Source organism: Acinetobacter sp. ANC 3813 (assembly GCF_002135435.1).
In the GTDB taxonomy this organism is placed as follows: domain Bacteria; phylum Pseudomonadota; class Gammaproteobacteria; order Pseudomonadales; family Moraxellaceae; genus Acinetobacter.
Map to the genome: position 1 here is coordinate 63,039 of NZ_NEGK01000007.1, position 20,944 is coordinate 83,982.

The 20,944-nt window shown below is 43.6% G+C and carries 16 protein-coding genes and 1 tRNA gene; 8 read left to right on the forward strand and 9 right to left on the reverse strand.

The window, feature by feature from the left end; translation table 11 throughout:
* Positions 1–89 precede the first annotated feature (89 nt).
* The 7 genes from B9T34_RS11530 to B9T34_RS11560 all read right to left on the reverse strand — a co-directional run bounded on the left by B9T34_RS11530 (position 90) and on the right by B9T34_RS11560 (position 8,952).
* A complete protein-coding gene (locus B9T34_RS11530) occupies positions 90–1,121 on the reverse strand; it encodes an ELM1/GtrOC1 family putative glycosyltransferase (protein WP_086213280.1) in 1,032 nt (343 codons plus the stop codon).
* Entirely contained in the window at positions 1,108–2,100 is a 993-nt protein-coding gene (locus B9T34_RS11535; RefSeq protein WP_086213281.1) for a glycosyltransferase, read from the reverse strand. The genes B9T34_RS11530 and B9T34_RS11535 overlap by 14 nt, the downstream gene beginning before the upstream one ends.
* Positions 2,101–2,913: a polysaccharide deacetylase family protein gene (locus tag B9T34_RS11540; protein WP_086213439.1), complete on the reverse strand. Its 813-nt coding sequence runs from the start codon at positions 2,911–2,913 to the stop codon at positions 2,101–2,103.
* Positions 2,914–2,925: 12 nt separating this feature from the next.
* Complete coding sequence (locus B9T34_RS11545; protein ID WP_086213282.1) at positions 2,926–3,816, reverse strand: mitochondrial fission ELM1 family protein; 891 nt, start codon at positions 3,814–3,816, stop codon at positions 2,926–2,928.
* Between the two features lie 71 nt (positions 3,817–3,887).
* Positions 3,888–4,814: a branched-chain amino acid transaminase gene (locus B9T34_RS11550; RefSeq protein ID WP_086213283.1), complete on the reverse strand. Its 927-nt coding sequence runs from the start codon at positions 4,812–4,814 to the stop codon at positions 3,888–3,890.
* Positions 4,815–4,832: 18 nt separating this feature from the next.
* Complete coding sequence (gene glnE, locus B9T34_RS11555; protein ID WP_086213284.1) at positions 4,833–7,592, reverse strand: bifunctional [glutamate--ammonia ligase]-adenylyl-L-tyrosine phosphorylase/[glutamate--ammonia-ligase] adenylyltransferase; 2,760 nt, start codon at positions 7,590–7,592, stop codon at positions 4,833–4,835.
* Between the two features lie 79 nt (positions 7,593–7,671).
* Positions 7,672–8,952: a sensor histidine kinase gene (locus B9T34_RS11560; RefSeq protein WP_086213285.1), complete on the reverse strand. Its 1,281-nt coding sequence runs from the start codon at positions 8,950–8,952 to the stop codon at positions 7,672–7,674.
* An 882-nt stretch (positions 8,953–9,834) separates the two neighbouring features.
* Between B9T34_RS11560 and B9T34_RS11565 the strand changes: the two genes are divergently transcribed.
* Positions 9,835–12,069: an NADP-dependent isocitrate dehydrogenase gene (locus tag B9T34_RS11565; protein WP_086213286.1), complete on the forward strand. Its 2,235-nt coding sequence runs from the start codon at positions 9,835–9,837 to the stop codon at positions 12,067–12,069.
* A gap of 109 nt (positions 12,070–12,178) precedes the next feature.
* Here B9T34_RS11565 and B9T34_RS11570 read toward each other — a convergent pair whose 3' ends face one another.
* Entirely contained in the window at positions 12,179–13,294 is a 1,116-nt protein-coding gene (locus B9T34_RS11570; protein WP_086213287.1) for an acyltransferase family protein, read from the reverse strand.
* 98 nt (positions 13,295–13,392) lie between these two features.
* Positions 13,393–13,479, reverse strand: a tRNA-Leu gene (locus tag B9T34_RS11575).
* Between the two features lie 177 nt (positions 13,480–13,656).
* On the opposite strand from B9T34_RS11575, the gene queA reads away from it, so the two are divergent.
* The 7 genes from queA (at position 13,657) to secD (ending at position 20,936) form a co-directional block, all read left to right on the forward strand.
* A complete protein-coding gene (gene queA / locus B9T34_RS11580) occupies positions 13,657–14,697 on the forward strand; it encodes a tRNA preQ1(34) S-adenosylmethionine ribosyltransferase-isomerase QueA (RefSeq protein WP_086213288.1) in 1,041 nt (346 codons plus the stop codon).
* A gap of 22 nt (positions 14,698–14,719) precedes the next feature.
* Positions 14,720–15,748, forward strand: a complete 1,029-nt coding sequence (locus B9T34_RS11585) for a hypothetical protein (RefSeq protein WP_086213289.1) — start codon at positions 14,720–14,722, stop codon at positions 15,746–15,748.
* Positions 15,749–15,800: 52 nt separating this feature from the next.
* Positions 15,801–16,367 carry a LemA family protein gene (locus B9T34_RS11590; RefSeq protein ID WP_086213290.1) on the forward strand — a complete coding sequence of 189 codons (567 nt, stop codon included), beginning with the start codon at positions 15,801–15,803 and terminating at the stop codon, positions 16,365–16,367.
* Between the two features lie 45 nt (positions 16,368–16,412).
* Positions 16,413–17,261 (forward strand): DUF4303 domain-containing protein, encoded by an 849-nt coding sequence (locus tag B9T34_RS11595; RefSeq protein WP_086213291.1) that lies wholly within the window; start codon positions 16,413–16,415, stop codon positions 17,259–17,261.
* Positions 17,262–17,420: 159 nt separating this feature from the next.
* Positions 17,421–18,551, forward strand: coding sequence for a tRNA guanosine(34) transglycosylase Tgt (tgt, locus tag B9T34_RS11600; protein WP_086213292.1), 1,131 nt, complete (start codon positions 17,421–17,423; stop codon positions 18,549–18,551).
* Between the two features lie 103 nt (positions 18,552–18,654).
* On the forward strand, positions 18,655–18,984 hold the full coding sequence (gene yajC, locus B9T34_RS11605; RefSeq protein WP_086213293.1) for a preprotein translocase subunit YajC: 330 nt from the start codon (positions 18,655–18,657) through the stop codon (positions 18,982–18,984).
* A gap of 53 nt (positions 18,985–19,037) precedes the next feature.
* Entirely contained in the window at positions 19,038–20,936 is a 1,899-nt protein-coding gene (gene secD, locus B9T34_RS11610; protein WP_086213294.1) for a protein translocase subunit SecD, read from the forward strand.
* The last annotated feature ends 8 nt before the right edge of the window (positions 20,937–20,944 follow it).

Consider the following 20,944-nt stretch of genomic DNA (forward strand, 5'->3'; position numbering starts at 1 on the left):
ATTAAAAGCAATGCTTGTACAAAATTCATATGCACTAAAACACCGCTTTTTAGCCTCTATTCAATTCAAAATTAATGCAGATCACAGCATCAACGATCTAAAGCTTGCAGAAAGATTTGCTTTAAATGCTGTTTATGATCAATGCTCGCGCTATTTTTCAAAAACACTTCATAGATGCGGCTGCTTTCAGTCAAATCTACAAATTCTTTAATTTTTTCATAATAATCTACGAATTGTTGGCTGAGATTAGTATCCGAAAAGCACGGCACGATTAATTTTTTTTCCGCCATCACGCACTCACTCACCATTGATGTTGAATCTGGCGAACAAAGAATATAATCGGCGGCATAAATTAAATCTTGAATCGGTGTTTGATTTCCCTCGCCCACTAAAATTAAATGTGTATTGGGCTGATCGGCCAAAGCCTTAAGCTTAGCCTCAAAGGCTGGCGATGTGCGACGGGATGTCGTGATAAAAATCTGATCATTGGGTGCGTGCGCATGAATCTCTTGAATCATGGCGACCCAATGCTCTGCAGCGCCAATTTTCACATCTTGCGTATCAGCGCCAATTAAAACACTCCAGCAATGCAGACTGTTCACATCGATCTTTAAAGATTTCCGCGCTTGAGCAATATCCTGCTGTAAGTTAAAACTGATTAATTTATTAGGCGCTACAGGATAATAAACATATGGCAGACAATGCTGCTTAGCCTCATCAATGGTAAAAACCAAATCATAAGCAGAGGGCGGCATGCCTCTTAAAGAGGTTGCGATAATATTTTTGACTGATCTGTTTTGATACGTCAATCCGAACTTAAGCAAAGCATTCGGCAGCAGCGTATCACCGCCTGCAGACACGATATATTGAACATTCTGTTTGGCGCTTAAATGCTGTATTTGCTCAGTTGATATAAAATGTTTCAGCATCCAAAATTTCGGCAGCCATGAATAGGCTTTTTTACATACTTGTTTAAAGAACTTAGACGGCTGCTGAATTTTTAAAAATTGAATTTCATATGATTGGTCATCATTTAAAATTTTAGCGATACCAATTGACTGTGTTTCATGACCGGGCCTGCCATCCGTCAAAATTAAAATAATGGGCTTATGCACGTTCATTCAGCACCTGTAAATACACTTGTTCAATATTTTTGACCATGCCTTCGAGTACTAAATTTTGCTCCGCATCTGCAAATACAGGAATAAAATCCTGCTCTACCTGCGTTAAATCGTCTAATGAGCGCGCAAGTAAATCATGCAAAGCGCTGACATCATTTTCGGCGCATAGATACTGCTTTGGTAAAATTTGCGTCATCGCGCCGACCGCAGTTGAAACCATCGGTGTTTTACAAAGCAGCGCTTCAATCATCGTATAAGGACATCCTTCATAATGAGAAGACATCACATAAAGTGAAGCCTGCTGCATCAAATCCGTAATATCGCTTCGAAAACCGAGCAATTTCACACTGTTTTCCAGCGCCAGCTCTTTGATCAGCGCGTCAAGCTTTTGCTGCTCAAAGCCATCACCTGCAATCCAAAGCTGAGCATTTGAAATGCCTTTCCAAGCTTGAATCAATACATCAAAACCTTTTACAGGAACCAAACGCCCTACAGCTAAAACCACAGAAGGCATGCTTTTCACAGCTTCGGCATTTAGCTTTGGCGGAGTAATACCATTAAGGATGATATGCTTATTTGGATGCTCTAAGACTTCTGCGGCATTTGGGCTCACAGCAATCACTGCATCAAAATTTTTAAACATTTTGGTATTTTTTTTACGGCTATGCAGCGTCGCCACACTTTTCAGCGGCAAAAAGTTTAAAACACGCCCGACCATAGCTGCGGCTTTATTGCCGTGGACGTGCACAATATCAGGCTGCAGCTGTTTCAATGCTTTATAAAGCTGATATAAAACAAGAACATTTCTTCTGCTTTTAGACAGATCTACTGCAATAAAGGCTGTATCTAAACGGCTGCGGTATTTTTCATGTGCAATGACGGTCACTTCATGCTCAGCCATTAACTCATGAGCCAGTTCCACAACGTGCTTCTCTAAACCGCCTTCTTCATCCCCAGCCATGACCAGCGTGATTTTCATTTACGAACCCTCTCGCTTACCCAACTTCAAACGCAGCTTCACTGCAAACATCGAGTCTTTACCGCTGATTTTAATACGCTGCAGCTGCATAAAGTCTGGTTTTAAACCATCAATACCCTCAACTGTCGTCACTGCATTGCTGTAGCCAGCCTGTTGCGCCAATTGAACATCACGCGCTGAATAGATCCCAAAAGGATAGGCAAAACTATTGACTGCAGCCCCAGTGAGCCCTTGCAATTGCTGTTTTGATTCGGTTAATTCAGCGAGGCAAGCTTCATCGTCCAGCTTATTTAAATTGGCATGTGTCAATGTATGTGAACCAATTTCCACAAGGCCGCTTCGCGCCAGAAAAGCCACCTGCTCATCGTTTAGCTTTGGCTCTCGCGCCAGCTCGCCGCTATTGTGATGGGCTTTTTTATAGGTCGACCAATCACGGTCATGACGGTCCACCACCACATAAATGGTGGCTTTGGCTTGGTATTTTTCTAAAATTGGATAGGCATGTTCCAAATTATCTAAATAACCGTCATCAAAAGTAATAGCAACGGTTTTTTCTGGGTGATGCCCCCAATTGTCTTGCAGCTCCTGCATGGTGACAAAATGAAAACCTTGCGCTTTCATCCAAGCGACCTGCTTTTCAAACTCAGCTGGCTTTACCCTAAGTTTATTGAATTTGGCGCCGTCTATATGTTCACGCACCATGTGGTACATTAATACTCTCGGACGCTTCCAATCAACAGCAGTTTTCCACCAGCCATATTTCATACTAAACACAGCCAAGCATACGACAAGCAGAATGAGTAAATAAATCACAGTCAAAACCAATTATTTTGCTAATAGATATGTTGCCACACGATCACTTTCTTTAAAAGCATAAGCCTCAGGCAAGGCCGAAATAGACGCTGTATAAGCAACAATGCCGTCTTGCGCCAATTGACTGACCGATTTGGTAATCCGGTCTTCTTTCAGGCGATTCATCTCAATCACGCCAACACGGCAGCCGGCAGTTAATGCCTCATAGATCATCGAAACGCTGTCTTCAGTCACCCAAACCGCTTCGGCTTTCTGCATCTCTTCAAAAATCCAGCCTTGCGGTGTTTGCTCTACAGGGAAAATTTGCAAGTGCGCGGCAAACGGCTGCTGCTGAAGCTGGCTCAAAAACTCCGCCGGTGTACGGCGTGAAGTCGTTAAAATAATTTCGGCTTGCAGATTAAGAGTTACGATATTCTCAATCGCTGACAGTACTTTTTCTGTATTCCACTGATGTCGTTTAGAAGAACCGCCCAAAGCAATGAGTATCCGGTTCTGGATGTGCCGCTGTTCATTCACAATTGGGTTCAGCGCGCCTTTGCTTAAGATGACATTGCCCAGCTCCGCGATGCCGTCATGTTCTGGAATAATCACATGATTGAACCAGCTGAAGGGGAAATTCGGCTTCATCAGAATGACGGTTTTTGCCTGCTGATATACTTTGCCCAGCAGTAAAACCCGCGACTGTGTATGGCTGCCCACACCAATAATATAATCTGGCGCTTGTGCGCAAAGCGACGGCTGATGCTGAAATATGGCCTTAATTAATGGAAACATCGGCAGATCATTTATTGAAATTTCTTCAAAAGTCACTGGTTCTGCAGATTGTCTTTGCATCGCCTTATAGAGGCCAGCTGCCTGTGAGCGGTGCCCTGCCTTACCATCACTGACATACACAATATGCATAAACCATCCTGAATTTTAGCCAATAAAAAAGGCGGAACTTCCGCTCCGCCTTTTCATCTTAACTGATCAGCTTATTTTACGTAAGTTAACCAGTGAGCATATTTAGGATCTTTGCCTTGAACAGCATCGAAATATGCTTTTTGAATTTGAGTCGTAATTGGACCACGTACGCCTTCGCCAATCTGACGGTCGTCATATTCACGAATTGGCGTAACTTCTGCAGCAGTACCTGTAAAGAATGCTTCATCAGCGATGTAGAATTCGTCACGGGTAATACGGCGTTCAACCACTTCAAAGCCAAGGTCTTTGGCAATAGTGATAATCGTTTGACGAGTAATACCGTCCAACGCGCCGCCTGCGATATCAGGAGTATGAATTACGCCATCACGCACGAGGAATACGTTTTCGCCAGAACCTTGGCATACATAGCCTTGAGGATCGAGAAGCATTGCTTCGTCATAGCCTGAATGCGCTACTTCTTGGTGCGCAAGGATCGACAAAGTATAGTTGCCAGATGCTTTAGCTTTACACATCGTCACGTTCGGGTGATGGTGTGTAAATGAAGAGGTTTTAACACGAATGCCTTTCGCCATTGCTTCTTCGCCAAGGTAAGCACCCCAGCTCCACGCTGCAACAACAGCATGAATTGTATTATCAGTTGCAGCAATACCAAGCTTTTCTGAACCGATAAAGATAATTGGACGCAAGTAGCAAGACGCTAATTTGTTTTCACGAACCACATCAATTTGAGCTTGCTCTAACGTTGCTTGATCAAATGGAACTTTCATTTGATAAATTTTTGCAGAGTTAAGCAGACGCTTAGTGTGTTCTTTTAAACGGAAAATAGCCGTACCATTCGGAGTTTCGTAGGCACGGACACCCTCAAACACACCCATACTGTAGTGTAAAGTATGTGTTAAGACGTGAGTTTTTGCTTCACGCCAGTCAACTAATTGTCCATCTTGCCAAATAAAACCATCACGATCAGCCAAATTCATGGCACACACTCCAAATTTTTATACACAGTCATTTTTATCCAAGGCAACAGCTGCGCTTGGATCAATTAATCTTTGCCATAACTTGCAAACGGCCTCTCGGGTATCGTGCCAGGCGCTTGCCGAAACTTGCATGGATTGATTTGCAAGGGCTAAGCGGTGACTCTCGGCTCGTTCGCGAAGATAAGCTTGAATCAATGCTGTCGCATCGTCACTGGATAAGCAACTTGCTTTTGCGGCGTCTTCAAGGATTCGTACGTTGTCGGAGTAGTGAGCGAGATCTGGATTCGCACCACTCCATGCTAATACCGCATACTGTGCCATAAATTCAATATCAACGATACCACCTGCATCCTGTTTTAAATGAAAAATCCCCTCTTTTTGCTGTTCTTTAGATGAACCCAAGTGATCTTTCATTTTTTGACGCATGTTCAGCACTTCTGCGCGCACCTTCCCTTCATCTCTGGGCTGAATCAAAATACGGCAGCGCAGTTCTTCAAATTTTTTACGCAGTTCGTCTTCGCCTGCAATCGATCTGGCGCGCACCAAAGCCTGATGCTCCCAGAGCCAAGCGCTCTTGAACTGATACTGTTCAAAGGCTTTTAGACTGGTGACCAGCAAACCGGCTTCGCCCGATGGGCGCAGGCGCGTATCAATTTCATAGACCCGGCCATCCAGCGTTTGTGTGGTCATGAGGGACATGAATTTCTGCGCGACACGCATGGCAAATTCAAAACCGCTGATTGGCTTCAAACCATCAGTATCGGCCTGTTCATCCATGGAGTGGATAAACACTAGATCCAAATCTGAACCATAGCCCAGCTCAATGCCGCCCAGTTTGCCATAGCCTGCAACCGCAAAGGCAATATGATCCAAAGAACAGCGCTGACCTTCTACATCAACAGGATAGCCATGTTTTTTTGCAATCATCTGATAGGCCAGATTCAAAGTGGCGCCAACTGAGACTTCGGCAATTTCTGTCAGTGCATCGGACACTTTCATCAGCGGGCTTTCCGCCAATACATCACTGGCTGCGACGGTTAAGACATTGGACTTTTTAAATAGGCGCAGCACCCGCATCAAATCCTCAACATCATCCAGCTCAATGCGCAGCAGCTGCTGACGCAGCGAATCTTCAAGATCTTTGCGCTTTGGCAACTCAAAATCCATGGACAAAAATTCATCCAGCAGCACAGGATAATGTGTTAATTCTTCACAAATCCACGGACTGACTGTGGCCATTTTAACCAGCCGCTGTAAGGCGCCTTTGCTTTCAATCAGCATGACCAAATACACGGTGCGGCGCATGACCGATTCCACCAAAGGCATTAAGCGGATTAAAGCCATTTGCGGATGATCTGACTGTAAAACCGCTTCAATCAAATGCGGCCAAAACTCTTTTAAGCGCTGAACGGCTTTAGCTGGCAATTTTTTAATGGCATGCCCATGCCAAAATTCATGGATCAGGTTTTTTGCCCCATCATCCAGCACTTCAGACAATTGATTTTCCAGCTGGCTAAAACTTTCTACAGGTGACTCCAGCCCTTTTTCTTTAATTAAATGCTCAAATTGGAAGGTCACTTTAGTGCGCTTTTGATCCAAAAATTGAATGAAGCTATCCCAATCTGCAAAGCCCAAAGTGTCAATCATCCGCTGACGCAGTTCAGGTTCATTTGGCAAAGACTGGGTCTGCTGATCATTCAGCGCTTGAATCGCATGTTCCACACGGCGCAAGAATAAATAGGCATCTTCCAGATCAATCACAGATTGAGTATCCAGCAAGCCGACTTCACCCAAATGATGCAGGCTGACTAAACACTGTCGGTCTTGCAGCTCCAGTTTTGAACCGCCATAAATCAGCTGAAAGACCTGCACAATAAATTCGACTTCACGAATACCGCCTGCACCAAGCTTAATATCATCTTCAATATTGCGGCGCTGCACTTCCCGCTCAATCATGGCTTTCATTTCACGCATCGCTTCAAAAGCGGTGTAATCCACATATTTGCGGAATACAAATGGGCGAGTCATATCCAGCAGTTCATCACCCTCTTTGCCGCCCGTCACAATACGCGCTTTGATCCAGGCATAGCGCTCCCACTCACGGCCATGCTGGCTCAAATATTTTTCCAGTGCGACATGGCTAATGGCCAAAGCAGAACCATCGCCCCACGGACGCAGGCGCATATCAACACGGAATACAAAGCCATCTGCAGTCATATGGTCCAGCAGATAAATCAGTTTCTGCCCCCACAAAATACAGAACTGCTGCACATCAATGCACTTGCGGCCATTGGTTTCACCTTGCTCATCAAAAGCGAAAATCAGGTCAATGTCACTGGATAAATTCAGTTCCTGCGCGCCCAGCTTCCCCATAGCAATCACAATCAGATCCTGCACTTTGCCGTTATAGCCCAGTGGCTCGCCATGTTTGGCTTTGAGCGGTGCATATGCAAATGTTTTTGCTTCACAAATGGCAACATCTGCAAAGTCAGACAGCTCACGGGTTAGGGTGACAACATCGGTTAAGGTGTTTGCATCTTGCCAAATCCAGCGGAACATCAGACGCGCGCGCAGTACACGCAGTACACGCATCCATGAAGTTTCATCTGAAATATGCTCTAAAGCGGTGTGCACAAAGGCTTGAATATCTGCGGTGCTTAAAGGTTTTAAAAATTGATCAACTGCATAATCTTGTTCTATTAAATCACGGTGTATGCCCAATACCTGTTCCGCATATTGGCTGGCGCGCAATGTTTTTTGCAATTGTTCCACATTCATTTTTTAAACCCATAACCCAGATTTTTTTCTAGTTATATCAGCTCAAAACCAATCGTGGAAAGGAATTTCATATTTTTATTCAAGGTGCAGCTTTTTCTTTCGGCTTATCTCCCTGCGGGCTGCTATTTTCCAAAGCGTGATGGCTTAGGGCAAATGGGAAAGTGACATTAAATTGTGTACCTTCACCCTCTTTTGAATTGACCTGAATTTCCCCCTGATTCAAATCAACAAAGCGCTTGCATAGGATCAATCCCAGTCCTGTGCCCTTTTCGCCCAAAGTTCCTTGAGAACTCACTTGAATTTTCGGATCAAACAGCTGTTCCTGCTGATGCTGGGTCATACCCAAGCCCGTATCTTGTATGGTTAAGCGCACGCCATTTGATGCAAGGCAGGCTCTTAAAATCACTTTTCCAGTACCATCGGTATTGGTAAATTTCAGCGCATTAGACACAAGGTTTTGAATGACCGAGGTCACCATATTAATGTCTGCATGTATTTTCAAACCTGCAGGCACTTCATTCACCAGCTCAATATTTTTATTGATTGCCAAACTATTCAGCACATCATGCACAATTTTGACCGATTGCCCCAATTCAAAATTAATCGGGTGATAAACAAAGCGCCCGCCTTCCGACATCGCCCAATTCAGCAAGCTTTCTAAAAGGTTATAGGTGGATTGCGCAGTATCTAATAAATAGTCTGCAATATTTTGAATACTGGACTCATCTAAGGTATCGCGCTCTTCCGCCAGCACTTCAGAAAATCCAAGCAAGCCATGAAAAGGCGCGCGCAGATCATGCGCAATAATTTGAAAGAATTTCGTTTTGCTGGAATTGAGCGCGGACTGCTGCTCATACATTTCTTTTAATTCTGAGTTTTCTAAACGCAGCTTAATAATATTAATCAGACTAAAAACAAACTCTTGCACAATTTCTTTTTGTTTTGGTTCAAATGGGACTGCCTGATCATCAAACAGCAGCACCTGACCAATTTGCACTTCGCCTTCATGCAAATTAAAGGCAGTTAAGCGCTGATGCTCTGCGCCAAGCTGAGCCACATATTGAGAAAAAGCCATATAGTTGGGATGTGCGCTGTCTATACAGTCAGCACCATCAAAATAAGGAATTAAATTCACCCCTTTTTTTGCCAAAAACGGCTTACAGCCCTCAGCCGATGAATGCCAAATATAAGGCTCATCATGAAAGGCCAAAATCGCATTTTCCGCATGCAGCATACCGCGGGAAAATTTTAAAAAGTCTGCGACACGGTTATCTTCGGTATACACACCCATGAGCAAAGCCAGTCTGCAGGCAGCCAATTGTTCTGTCTGTGTGCCGATTTCGAGCAATTCAAATGCCATAGCGTTTCACCTGCATGTGTTTAAAAAGGATAAAACCAACTTATGCGCTCAACTTTATAGTATTGTAATTAACAAAATTAAACAAACAGCACAATCACCATATACGAATACAGGGTACTCAGATACAGAATAAAGCGTAAAAAAACGAAGTGATTATTTTATTAGTTATTTAATTTCAATAATTTAATATAATAAACCATTCATTTACCCACTATGTTGCAGGAATGTAAATAATCGAAGCACTTCACAAAATCAGCAATGTCAGTTATTACAATACACGTTCAAAAAAATGCGGAACATGATATCCCCACACTGATGTATAGCCATGCTAAAAAAGAGATGCATATGCTGCTGTTAAATGCTTTTTTAAATACTGAAAAATGAAAAGCCGCGGACAAATGAAGCAGCGGAATGTTGACTGTTCGGGACAGAAAAAAATCGCTGTATGCCCTATACAATAATTTATTTTCATGATACCCAACATGTTGCAAGTAATTAGTTTAGCTTTAAGCAAAAGCGCCCTACTAAAAAATGCTCTCCAATAGCACTAAGATATCAACATAAACAACTGAATTAAATAAATAAAATTAAAAATAAAAGCCATATTCCACTTCAGCACCACCAGCATCCATTTTCCGCACTTCAGCAGTACATCACCCTTGCCAAAGTCGAAAAGTGGCTAAATTTCGCGTAGAATATTGCCATCGGTGAACAACACTGATGTAAGCAAATTTTCAGCCAAAGACCAATATGCATTGATATTGCTGTTTGGCTGCGGTGCAATTAGCACCAATACCTTAATGTTTTATTTAAGCAAACCGGTTCTCGGGACTAAGCCACAAGCTCGGTCCAGTTCAACTCAATCAAAGCAAGGGGCTATATATGGCTGGTGGAAAGTCAACAATCATTTACACTTTGACCGATGAGGCGCCACTGTTAGCGACCTATTCACTGCTGCCGATCATTGAGACCTTTACTAAGCCGGCTGGCGTAGAGATCGTAAAAACTGATATCTCTGTAGCTGCACGTGTACTCGCAGAATTTTCTGAATATTTAACTGACGAGCAAAAGGTAGCTGACAACCTGGCTGAACTAGGTCGTCTAACTCAAGATCCTGATACCAACATTATCAAACTCCCGAATATCAGCGCTTCTGTTGCTCAGTTGACTGCATGTATCAAAGAGCTTCAATCTAAAGGATTTGCAATCCCGGATTACCCAGAAAATCCAACTACTGCTGAAGAAAAAGCGCTGAAAGTACGCTATGGCAAATGCTTGGGTTCTGCTGTAAACCCAGTGCTTCGTGAAGGCAACTCTGACCGCCGCGCACCAACTGCAGTTAAAAACTATGCAAAAAAACACCCTCATTCTATGAATGAGTGGAAACAATGGTCTCAAACTCACGTTTCTCACATGGACGAAGGCGACTTCTACCATGGCGAAAAATCAATGACGCTTGACCGCGCTCGCAACGTTAAAATGGAACTGATCACTGCTTCTGGTGAAACAATCGTTCTTAAAGAAAAAGTTGCGCTGAAAGACGGCGAAATCATTGACTCAATGTTCATGAGCAAGAAAGCGCTTTGCGATTTCTACGAAAAAGAACTTGAAGATTGCCGTGAAGCGGGCATTTTGTTCTCTTTACACGTTAAAGCGACCATGATGAAAGTTTCACACCCGATCGTATTCGGTCACTGTGTGAAAATTTACTACAAAGACGCTTTTGAAAAACACGGCAAATTGTTTGATGAGCTAGGCATTAACGTAAACAACGGTATGGCTGGCCTTTACGAGAAGATCGAAACACTTCCGACTTCTGTGCGTGAAGAAATCATTGCAGATCTGCATGCTTGCCAAGAACACCGCCCTGCGCTTGCAATGGTTGATTCTGCTAAAGGCATCACAAACTTCCATTCTCCTAACGACGTTATTGTAGATGCTTCTATGCCTGCAATGATTCGCGGTGGTGGTAAAATGTGGGGCGCTGACGGCAAACCATACGACTGTAAAGCTGTAATGCCTGAGTCTACTTTTGCGCGTATCTACCAAGAAATGATCAATTTCTGCAAGTGGAACGGCAACTTTGACCCCCGCACTATGGGTACAGTTCCTAACGTAGGCTTAATGGCTCAAAAAGCTGAAGAATACGGTTCTCACGACAAAACTTTTGAAGTTTCTGCTGCTGGTATTGCAAACATCACCGACATCGAAACTGGCGAAGTTTTAATGTCTCAAAACGTGGAAGAAGGCGACATCTGGCGTATGTGTCAGGTGAAAGACGCACCGATCCAAGACTGGGTAAAACTAGCTGTTACTCGCGCACGCAACTCTGGCATGCCGGCTATCTTCTGGCTTGACCCATACCGTCCGCACGAAAATGAAGTAATCAAGAAAGTTGAAAAATACTTGAAAGATCACGACACAACTGGCTTAGACATTCAAATCATGTCTCAAGTACGTGCTATGCGCTATACACTTGAACGTGTTGCTCGCGGTCTAGATACAATCTCTGTAACAGGTAACATCCTGCGTGACTACCTGACAGACTTGTTCCCAATTATGGAATTGGGTACTTCTGCTAAAATGCTGTCTATCGTTCCATTGATGGCTGGCGGCGGCATGTACGAAACTGGCGCAGGCGGTTCTGCACCTAAACACGTACAACAGCTTGTTGAAGAAAACCACTTACGTTGGGATTCTTTAGGCGAGTTCTTGGCTCTTGCTGTTTCTTTAGAAGAAATGGGCATTAAAGAAGACAACGCTCAAGCAAAACTTCTTGCGAAGACACTTGACCAAGCGACTGGCCAATTGCTTGACAACGACAAGTCTCCTTCACGCCGTACAGGTGAACTAGACAACCGTGGCAGCCACTTCTACTTAGCTAAGTTCTGGGCTGAAGCTTTAGCTGCTCAAGACGAAAATGCTGAGCTTAAAGCGAAGTTCGCTCCGCTTGCAAAAACACTGGCTGAGAACGAAGATAAGATCGTTGCTGAACTTGCTGCCGTTCAAGGTAAAACTGTTGATATCGGCGGTTACTACGCAATTGATACAGCAAAAGTAAATGCAGTGATGCGTCCAAGCTCAACTTTAAATGCAGTACTTGAATCAGCTCAATAAGTAAATGCTTAACTAACGCAAGTTAGTGACGTAAAAAACCAGCGCTTAGGCGCTGGTTTTTTTGTATTACAATTTATACTTTACTTTCAACAATAAAAGGCTTCTTGCTTTAAGAGCTTTTCTTTTTCAAGAATGGCTTTTCAATATATTTATATGATCCAAATGACAGCAAAATAACTGTTGCAATAACCAGCGGGAAAGTTAAAAAATATCCCATCATGCCATGATTAAAATCATACAACCCAAACACGGTAAAGAATAAATACAATACCAATCCATGCAATAGATATGTGCTATAGCTAATATCACCAAGTACACGCAGACCCGTATTATTTAATATTCCCCCAAAGCTATACCCATTGCAAATAAATGCAAAAACTAAAGCCGTTAAAATTTTTTGCACACTAGAAAAATGGGTTGTAAAAACAAAGGCTACAATAATAATCATAGGCAAAGCAATATTAATCAATAGTGGCTTATTTTTCATGAGATGCTTAATCACATCTTCAAATAAAATAGGAAAAATTGACAGCAAAAACAGCAGATAAAGACTTCTTTTCGTTTCTAAAAAAATGACCAGAAAAACAACAAAGGCTATTGCAAAATAACGCTTATCAATGATTTTTTTATGAAAAATTGCATGGAGAATGGGCAAAGAAAAATAAAATCCCCACTCATAAATCAGCGTCCAATTCACACCAGCAATAATGAGCGTGGATGGAAAATCTCCTAAAGATTTACCATTAAATAATATCCAACCCTCTAACCACTTATACATCTGCTTTAAATTATATTCAGCATAATTAACATCTATAAGTGTTAAAAAAATGACTGCTACTGTTACAACCGCATAAAGCGGTACAATCCTCTTCACCCGCGATTTAAAGATTCTCGGCCAATTAATTTCTTTTTCCTGAATTTTGCGAATAAACAAAAAACCTGTGATCAAAAAAAATAACGAAACTGGAATGGCGCCGAAATTATCTAAAATTTTATTCTCTGGGTGATCCCATACACCAGTCGTCTTCCACATAAAAGTAATAAAGAAGTGATGCACAAGTACTGCAAGCGCTAATACCCCCCTCAACCCATCCAAAGGTGACTCACGATCTAAAGAATCAAAGGTTGAATGGCTAAGCCGCAACTTGCCAATAAGCCAGCAACTCAGAACAAGACAGATGATAAATATAACAACGATTAAGTTAGCTGGATCTAAAATTGACATATTAAATTAAGAATCAATATTTGTTTTATAATAGGCAATAAAAAACCCCAAGACTGAATAAGCTTGGGGTTTTTCAAGAATCCTAAGATTCTAAATCTTGGTCCCGAGGGTCGGACTCGAACCGACACGTCATCGCTGACAGTGGATTTTGAGTCCACCGCGTCTACCAATTTCACCACCTCGGGAGTGGATGAGGGCTATAATACGCTATTTCTCGGCACTGTCAACAACAGATATATGTGTTTGATTAATTTTAAATCAACCAATATTTTTTCGTCTTAAAAATAAGCAAAATCAGCCGAAAAATAGAAAAAAGCATATAATAGGCGCAATTTATTGCCCTGCCGTTTTAAACATTTCTCATGCAACTTTCTGATTTCAATTTTGATCTCCCAGATGAGCTGATCGCTCGCTATCCTCTAGAAACCCGCAGCGCTTCCCGCCTGCTGCACCTCGATGCGCAAGGCCAGTATCACGACCACCACTTCACAGACATTTTAGACCTGCTGCAGCCGGGTGATTTACTGGTGCTGAACGACACCAAAGTCATGAAAGCGCGCCTGAAAGGCAAACGCGCTACAGGCGGTGCTGTAGAAGTATTGGTTGAGCGCATGATGGACAAGTTCGTTGCGCATTGCCACATTAAAGCCAGCAACTCGCCAAAAGAAGGCGCAGAACTCTTTATCGGTCCTGATGAAGTTAAAGTGACGGTAAAAGGCCGCCATGAAAATTTATTTATCGTGGAGTTTTCACAATCTATTTTAGATGTGCTGGACAAATACGGCGCATTGCCTATTCCGCCTTACTTTAACCGTGAAGCAGAAAAAATTGATACAGAGCGCTATCAAACTGTATTTAATGACCCAACAAAATTGGCTTCTGTTGCGGCGCCAACAGCGAGCCTGCATTTTGACGAAGAACTGCTGAACAAACTGGCAGCCAAAGGCATTAACAAAACCTTTGTGACCCTGCATGTGGGCGCTGGCACATTCCTGCCTGTACGCACCACAGATATTGAAAATCACATTATGCACAGCGAATGGTGCGATGTATCAGACGAGTCTATGGCGCTGATCCGTGAAACCAAAGCCCGCGGCAATAAAGTAATTGCTGTCGGAACAACGGCTACCCGCGCAACTGAAAGCGCAGCACAAGCCAATGGCGGTGAGCTGAAAGGCTGGACAGGCGATACTCAGATTTTCATCTATCCGGGTTATGAGTTCAAAGTGGTTGACCGTCTGATCACCAACTTCCATTTGCCGGAATCTACCCTGCTGATGCTGGTGTCTGCGCTATCGAACCGTGACAATATCTTAAATGCCTATGAACATGCAGTAGAGAGCAAATACCGCTTCTTCAGTTATGGCGACGCCATGCTGGTCGACAATATGCGTTCTGCTTAATAACGCTGACTAAGGAACCGCCATGCCGATCGATACCGTCAGAAAATCCATTCATATTCGCCGCAGGAAAAATGAAGTGGTTTTTCGCAATATTGCTCGGCTGTGGGACCTTGGCCGCAACGCACATTCCCATCAGGACATTTTAGATGGACTACATCCATGGAATGCGCCCATAACGCTCCGCTTTGAAAATCTGCTGCCGCGGCTTCTGGCAATTTTGGGTGTGCTGATGGTTTTGCCCATCTTTGTCCAAGCTTCACATTTATGGGCGCAGCTGAGTTTTGTTGCAGGCCTAATGATGGTGTTCTGGGCCTATCTCAGCTATGAACAGGACGACGCGGTAGAAGAAGTTATTGAGTTTTTAGAACGTGAAACCATTGCGAAGAAATATCAGCTGCAATTCGGCCGCCAGCCGCAGCATATTTCAATTCCATTGAATCAAGCCCATTTTATGGCGCATCTCAAAAACCTCTTCCCTGTTTTTAACCGCGGATCGGTGTCCAATGACATCAGCAATTATGCCAGCAGTGTATGGGAAGATGAAGACGGCAAGCAGCATCAGGTGCTGGTTTTCCAATACCACTATATTAATGAACTTAAAGTCCGTGATAAAAACGGCGAAGAAGTCAGAATCAAAGAAGTCCATAAAGACCTATGGGGTGTTTTTGTCTTTGACATTGATGTGCAAGGCATCGCCATCACCAGTATGGACACGCCTTTTTATTATCCTTTTAGCTTCCCATGGAACAGCAGCGACATTCAAATCAATCAAAAGCTGAAATTCTATGGCAGCGACGAAATGAACACCGCCAAACTGATGAGCCCTGGCTTTGTGCTGCGTGTGGCTGATTTTTTCAAAAACCGCCATGGCGATTTAATGTTTCATCCGCAAAGTAACATTCTGTGTTTTTTAGGCCCGCAGGACTTATTTAAAATTTCCAGTAAAACTGCTGAAATTGAAGATGTTTCAGCATTGCGCGGCCACTTAAGAACGTTTAAATTAATTGCTTTAGAGAACTTGCAAAAAGATCTGACTATTTTTTTAAAATAAGCTTATAAATCCAGCTTTTCAAAAAAACCAAGATCTTTGGGGAAAATAAAATATGGGGCTGATGATCTTTTTTATCCTGATTATTGCGGCGGTTTTTGCCTGTATCGTCATCCGCAATAATATTGTGCGCCATCATAATGCCACCATCCGCGCATGGTCTGATGTTGCCAGCTATGAACGCCAGAAAATCAAAATTCTAGATGGCTTGCAGCCGCTGGTCGAACAATATTCCAGTTTTGAACAAGGCACTTTGGAAAAAGTGACTGAACTGCGTCAAAACATTATGAACCTGAATCTGCAAAATGCTGATGTTTCTCAGCTGCAGCACATTGAATCCTTAAATAAAGAATTGATGCGCAGCCTGAATGTTGTGGTAGAAAACTACCCAGAATTAAAGGCCAATGAAATTTATCTCAAAATGATGAATGAAATTGAAGAGCAGAATGAAAATGTCGGCGCGGCCATTACGATTTTTAACCGCAATGTCGAGCTGTTCAACAACCACATTCAAGTGTTTCCAAACAATATCGTCAACACCATGACGTTAGGCAAAAAAACAATACGTCCTTTTAAAGACAATGCCGTAACGCAGAGCTTTGATTATAGGCCAAACTTTTAATTTCAGGCGCAGGGTTTACCTGCGCCGCGCTATGGACTTTAGGCCATGCTAGAACACATAAATCTATTAAAAAATGCATTAATACAAGAATTTCAGCCGCTGTTTCAACAATATAAAAATGATGGCATTTATGCCTGCACTTTGGTTTTTAACTCATATATGCACATTGAATGCGCTGCCGTGTCTACTTCACGCAGCATTTACGCAGAAGAAGAAGACCGTGCGCAATATTTAGCAGCGCAGGACCGCTGGAATATTCAAAAATGGCGCTACACCTCCCCGCTTAAAAAGAATTCTGTGCTGAACCGTTACCGCTATGCATTAAATGACTTAGCTGAATCTAAAAACAGTTTTTCTTACTCGCAAACAGAAACGGCGCCGCACAAAACTGAAAATCAGCTGCAGACTCTGCTGGATGCTTTCAAACAGGTTAAAACTGTTCTCATGGAGCTATATCCGCAGCCTAGCGGACAAATTCTGTTTTTTATCGGCCTGCCCGCACAGCCTGAAATTGAAATTCATTCTGCACATTATTTAAACCCGCAGAGCAGCCTGCTAGAGTCTTTTATCAATGACCGCGAACCAAAACTTCAGGCTGTGCTGCATCTCAAGCGCTTTAAGCTGTCACAGTCTGATAAAGACTTGCTGATTGATTTAGCCCAGTTGGCAGAAATGGACCCATATGATGAGCTGCATATGGCGCATGCAGCTTATCTGCTGACCTTAGAAGCCAGTTTTGCCGAGACCAATCTCTATATTCAACGGCTGATACACGCTATTGCAGCTATGGCCACCGGCAGTAAAGACAGCTGCGCGATGCAAAAGTACGAAATTATTGAACGCATTAATCAGTTTTATCACGCATCGAGCTACAGCACACAGCCTGCGTGTTAAAGCGCAGGGTTCATATCGCAATAATGGATCAATATCTCTAAGAAATTTACAGCGTCAGTACGCTCTGGCGCTGGCGTTTAGGCGCGGAATCAAGGAAAATAGTGTACTTTTAGCACTAATGATCAGCGAACTGTTTTTTCGCCTTGATTTGGATTTTGTATGAAGTTTGAAAAACTAGCACAGTCGGGCCGCGCCCGCCGCGGCCGACTGACGCTTGAGCACGGTGTAGTGGAAACCCCGATGTTCATGCCGGTAGGTACTTACGGTACTGTAAAAGGCGTGTTGCCGCGCGATATTAAAGAGATTAAATCACAGGTTATTCTCGGCAATACCTTCCATTTATACCTGCGCCCTGGCCTGGATGTGATCCGTGAACATGGCGGCCTGCACCAGTTCATGAAATGGGATAAACCCATTCTGACCGATTCAGGCGGCTTCCAAGTGTTCAGTCTGGGCGCAATGCGTAAAATCAAAGAAGACGGCGTAACTTTCCGCTCACCAATTGACGGCTCAAAAGTCTTTTTATCTCCTGAAATTTCGATGGATATTCAGCACACGCTGAACTCTGACATCGTGATGATTTTTGATGAATGCACGCCTTATCCTGCGACTCATGAAGAAGCACAAAAATCTTTGCAGCTATCTTTACGCTGGGCAAAACGCTGCAAAACACAGCATCACGACGTACTGAAAAACCGCAACGCCCTCTTTGGAATTATCCAAGGCGGCATGTATGAAGATTTGCGTGAAGAATCACTAAAAGGCCTGCTTGAAGTTGATTTTGATGGCTATGCCATCGGCGGCCTGTCTGTTGGCGAACCAAAAGAAGAAATGATCAAGGTTCTTGATTATCTTCCTGAAAAAATGCCTGCCGATAAACCGCGCTACCTTATGGGCGTAGGTAAACCTGAAGATATCGTAGAAGCGGTGCGCCGGGGTGTCGATATGTTCGACTGTGTAATGCCAACCCGCAATGCGCGCAACGGCCACTATTTCATTACAGACGGCTTAGTCCGCATCCGAAATAGCCAATACCGCCATGACCAAGGTCCGCTGGATCCGCACTGCGATTGCTACACGTGCACTAACTTCACACGTTCGTACTTGTTCCATTTAGAAAAATGCGGCGAAATGCTCGGTTCAATGCTGGGCACTATCCACAACCTGCGTTATTACCTGCGCTTGACTGAAGCGATGCGTGATGCGCTGGACAACGGTACGTTTGATGAATTTGTTCAAGACTTTTATGCCCGCCGCGGCTTAGAAGTTCCGCCTTGTCCTGAAGATTAATCCATCAGCATTTGCGCTGGACATAAAGACAAGGTAAATTGCAGAACAAGCCAATTTATTATCATGTTATTGATATACAGTTTTATTAGTTTAGGAAATTGAAATGAGCCTTTTTATTTCTACTGCACATGCAGCAGGCGAAGCAGCACAACAGCCAAGTATGATGGCCAACATCTTAATGATTGCAGTTTTTGTTGCAATCTTCTACTTCTTGATCTGGCGTCCGCAATCTAAACGCGCGAAAGAACACCGCGCGCTGGTAGAAAGCCTAGGCCTTGGCAGTGAAGTTGTTTTTGCTGGCGGCTTAATGGGTAAAATCACAAAAATTGAAGGTGATTTCGCAGTGGTTGAACTCAGCCGCGGCGTAGAAGTGAAAATTCAGCGCGCAAGTGTGATTTCAGTTCTTCCTGAAGGCACGTTAAACAACCTTTAATCAAAAAAAAGGTCGTGCATTTGCACGGCTTTTTCATTTTAAGAAGAAAACAAATGCGTTACCCAGCATGGAAATATCTGCTGATCCTAGTGGTTTTAGTGATCAGCACATTATATGCCCTGCCAAGTTTGTATCCAGATGAACCTGCTGTTCAAATTTCGGGTGCCAAAGCCGGTACCCAAATTGACCAGAGCATCGTGCAAAAAGCAGAGCAAATTTTAAAAAGTGAAAAAATTGCTTCACATGACAACAGCTTCACCAATAATGCTGCCTTATTGCGCTTAGATTCAAGCGAAGCTCAATTAAAAGCCAAAGATGCCTTGCGCCGCGGTTTAGGTGATAACTATGTTGTGGCATTAAACCTTGCCCCGACCACACCTGAATGGCTGCAAAAAATTGGCGCTAAGCCAATGAAGCTCGGTTTGGACTTGCGCGGCGGTGTTCACTTCTTGTTAGAAGTGGATATGGATAAAGCCATTGCACAGCGTATGGAAACATCTGCTGCAGACTTGCGCCGCCAGCTGCGTGACAATAAACTGAAATTCAATAGCTTATCATTGAGCGGCAATGCCATTACTGTGCAATTCGCCAATAATGATGACCGTTCTGCAGTGATGGACTTTTTGCGCCGTAACGGCAATGAGTTCTCACAGCAAGCGATTGCAACTGAAAGCGGTTCAACTTTGCGCTTATCGTATACCGATGTCCGCAAGCAGGAAATCCAGTCTTATGCCGTAAACCAAAACTTAACCACGCTGCGTAACCGTATTAACGAGTTAGGCGTGGCAGAAGCTTTGGTGCAAACACAAGGCAGCAACCGTATTGTGGTTGAATTGCCAGGTGTGCAAGACACTGCCGAAGCGAAACGTGTCCTCGGCCGTACTGCAAACTTAGAATTCCGTTTGGTTTCTGATTTAAATGATCAGTATATTGACCCGTATACAGGTCAAGCCAAAGGCTCGCTGCCTCCGGGTACAGAAGCTTTTGCTTATGAATCTTTAGACAGCGGCCGTCAATTGCTGTTAAACCGCAACCGTATCTTAACGGGTGAGCGTGTTCAAAATGCATCTTCTGGTTTCAGCCAAGATACTGGCGGCGCCGAAGTAAACATTACACTGGATACTGCCGGCGGCAAGCTGATGTCTGAAGCAACCCGCAACGCTGTTGGCAAACGCATGGCTGTGCTGTTTATTGAAAACAAGCAAAAAATCAGTTATGTGCAGGACCCAGCAACTGGGGTGCAAACTGAAGTGCGCACGCCATACACAGAATCTGTCGTGATTAATGCAGCCACCATTCAAGCTGTACTGGGTTCGCAGTTCCGTATTACAGGTCTAGACTCTCCGCAAGAAGCGTCTGAACTTGCGCTAATGCTGCGTGCAGGTGCGCTGGCTGCGCCAATGTACTTTGTAGAAGAACGTGTGATTGGTCCAAGCTTGGGTCAGGAAAACATTGATAAAGGCGTGCTTTCAGTTGAAGTCGGCTTTATCTTGGTTGCGATCTGGATGGTGGTATTCTTCCGTTTATTCGGTCTGATTGCCAACTTCGCTTTAGTGATCAACTTAGCCATGATTTTAACCTTCATGTCTTGGATTGGCGCTTCCCTCACCCTGCCGGGTATTGCAGGTATCGTGATTACTATTGGTATGGCGGTCGATGCCAACGTACTGATCTGTGAGCGGATACGGGAAGAAATGAAATGGGGCGCCTCGCCTAAACAAGCCATTGTGGCGGGTTATGACCGTGCGTATAACACCATTCTCGACTCCAACTTAACGACTTTCCTTGTGGCGTTTATTCTGTTCGCAATTGGCACAGGCCCGATTAAAGGCTTCGCTGTCACTTTGATGATTGGTATTGTCTGCTCGATGTTTACTGCCATTACAGTAACCCGCGCAATTGTACAGCTGATCTACGGCAAAAAACGCAACTTGCATAAGTTGAGCATTTAAGGAGATCG